The following is a 2,414-nucleotide window of genomic DNA, read 5'->3' as shown; positions in this document are numbered from 1 at the left end:
CTACAACCTAACAGTTCGTTCAAGCCGACGCCGCTTCATGGCATCGTGTTATCTTTCGGCGTCCGGCTGCTGTCGCTTCGGTTGCACCTCGTTGCGGCGCGGCTTAACTCAGGTGTTAGATTGCACATGAAGATATTCGCGATCTTATTGATCATTTCCTGCACCGGCTGCTCCAAAGCACTCAATGATCTTGAGGCAGCATTTGCTACGGAGAAACCACCAATCGGCAATGAGGCGGCGGTAAGATCCATCAGCATTACGGGACTCAAGAAGGGTGATTTCACCGTTTTCCGTGATGGCTCGGATGTGCGCCTAACTCCGAATGCCATACGCATTGATCTTCCAGGCAAAGCCCCCATATCAATTCCAGCATCAGAAGTTCGCGGATGTACTATGGTTTGCTTTGGCGGGGAGAAGTGGAATGTCGACCTCCTGATTCCAAAAGCAGGAGCGAGCGTCTCATTTGAACACTCAAAAGAAGTGTATGAGTGGTGCTGGGACAACAAGCTACCCATCATCTCTGGGGAAGCCACTCGCAACTGGCTCTACCTTGGCAAACCGTTACCTACAAGGGAAGCTCTTTCAGACACTGTCGCCTCACGCGTCGCATACGACACGCAAGCCAAGTCAGCCTGTAATGGTTATTAAGTGCAATCTAACAATTCGTTCAAGCCGAACTTGCTTCGCTACATCAAACACATGGCAGGTTAAGCTTGCCATGTGTTTGCCTCCGCTACGCAAGTCGGCTTAACTCAGGTGTTAGGCCTCATGAAGCAATCACCAGCGTCAAGATCAAAAGCTCGCTCGTTGGGTGCACTTGTTGCTGCTCTCTGCACACTCGTATCGGCAGCAATTGGACTGCTGAGCTCAGTGAGCGCTTACAAGCGCGCGGTGATGCCATACAACAGTGAAGGCAACTACTTTGACGGCATCGCCAACTATCACTCAGGCGCGCAGTTCATTTATGGGGTAGTAGCTGCACTTGCATTTGTAGTTGCAGCCAGCATGTTTTGGCTGACACTCCGCTTGCTGAGGCCTAACAATTCGTTCAAGCCGAGACCGCTTCGCGGCTCGGCTTAAATGGTGACGTGTACCATCACGCCGTGCCGCGCAGCGGTCCGGCTTAACTCAGGCGTTAGACCGCACCACATGATCGCAACTGCCAGAATCAAGCAACTCTTCGACCGCTACCTTGATCTGGTGCGCTTAGAGGTCGAGGAATTCGGCGTTAAGGCAACAGAGGTGCGCCACTTAATTGGTCGCTTAGGCGAGTTCTACTGTGCACTTAAGGTTGACGGTAGCTTAGCTAGCCGCGCCAACCAGCCGGGATTTGATATTGTTTGCCCTTCAGGTCGCCGCATCAGCGTCAAGACCACAGCGCAAACATCTGGCTTCGTCGCGATCGCCAAGTCCACACAAGCCCTAGCAGACGACCTTATGGTAGTCCGCTATCACGACGGCGCGCTTTCAACCATCTACTTTGGTCCGCTTTCTGCTGCGACTGACGTAGCGCGCTTCTATCAGCCAACCAACGCCTACGAGCTTGACATATCGCGTGCGGAAAAACTGGCCAACGCTAGATTCGAAGAATCGAAGGAGTTGCTCGCATCATTGGAGGGCGGCTTTGTACACACAGCAACGCGCAACGGCGAATACCTGGTACTCGTTAATCAAACTGCAGCATTGGATTTGCTTGACGCGGAGGATCGCGATGGCATCGAGCCAGTTGTTGAGTACTCGTTCCCCACCCTTGCGGCAAGGAATGAGTACATGCATAGCAGGGGCTGGTCCAGTGCGGTCTAACAATTCGTCCAAGCCGACGCCGCTTCGCGGCGCGGCTTAACTCAGGTGTTAGCCGTCATCCAAGATGTCGCGAAATCTCGCGTGCAATCTGCTCATCTCCACCGCGGCTCTGGTGCCAGTGAAGCAATTGCATCCGCTCATCCCGGTCGCAATCTGCGATAAGTTCATCAACCGCCTCAGAGCATGTGTCCCAGCCGCCTGCAAACAACCCAAATTCCTCGTCCTGCGCCATTTCTACTGCATCGCTCAGGTCGCCTTCATTTTTGATTTGAGTCAAGTCATGCAGGCAGCAGGGTGCCCACCAATCACCGACCTTCAGTGCTGACGCCTCTTTCTTCATTTCCCGTATCCTCATCGATAAATGACGGCTAACAATTCATTCAAGCCGACTGCGCTTCGTGGCTTGACCGGGGTTTGTGTCCTGCCGCAGCGCAGCGGCTTAATTCAGGTGTTAGGTTTAGCGCGGAATTTTTTGGGGATGTGCGGGCTTTGCATTGAATTTCGCTTGATAGGTTTACTGTTTGGTTCAAGTGTGCCCTTGCGTACTTGGCCCACAGCGCGCAGGGGACCTGCGCACCGTGGTGGCGGTAGCATTCCGTAGCTTGCTTCGC

4 protein-coding genes are annotated in these 2,414 nt (G+C 53.5%); 3 read left to right on the top strand and 1 reads right to left on the bottom strand.

The window, feature by feature from the left end; genetic code table 11:
• The 3 genes from K7B09_RS12920 to K7B09_RS12910 all read left to right on the top strand — a co-directional run.
• Window positions 1-648, top strand: a 648-nt coding sequence (locus tag K7B09_RS12920) for a hypothetical protein (RefSeq protein ID WP_223629874.1), incomplete at its 5' end; no start/stop codon positions are given.
• A gap of 120 nt (window positions 649-768) precedes the next feature.
• Window positions 769-1,080, top strand: coding sequence for a hypothetical protein (locus K7B09_RS12915; RefSeq protein ID WP_223629837.1), 312 nt, complete (start codon window positions 769-771; stop codon window positions 1,078-1,080).
• A 69-nt stretch (window positions 1,081-1,149) separates the two neighbouring features.
• The gene (locus tag K7B09_RS12910) at window positions 1,150-1,803 is read left to right on the top strand and encodes a DUF6998 domain-containing protein (protein WP_223629873.1); all 654 of its coding nucleotides are present in this window, start codon (window positions 1,150-1,152) and stop codon (window positions 1,801-1,803) included.
• Window positions 1,804-1,858: 55 nt separating this feature from the next.
• Here the strand turns inward: K7B09_RS12910 and K7B09_RS12905 are convergent, their stop codons facing one another.
• On the bottom strand, window positions 1,859-2,143 hold the full coding sequence (locus tag K7B09_RS12905; RefSeq protein WP_223629872.1) for a hypothetical protein: 285 nt from the start codon (window positions 2,141-2,143) through the stop codon (window positions 1,859-1,861).
• Between the last annotated feature and the right edge of the window lie 271 nt (window positions 2,144-2,414).

The organism is Thermomonas beijingensis (assembly GCF_020034655.1).
Classification (GTDB): domain Bacteria; phylum Pseudomonadota; class Gammaproteobacteria; order Xanthomonadales; family Xanthomonadaceae; genus Thermomonas; species Thermomonas beijingensis.
The sequence above is the reverse complement of the archived record's forward strand: the minus strand, read 5'-3'. Positions and strand labels throughout refer to the sequence as shown.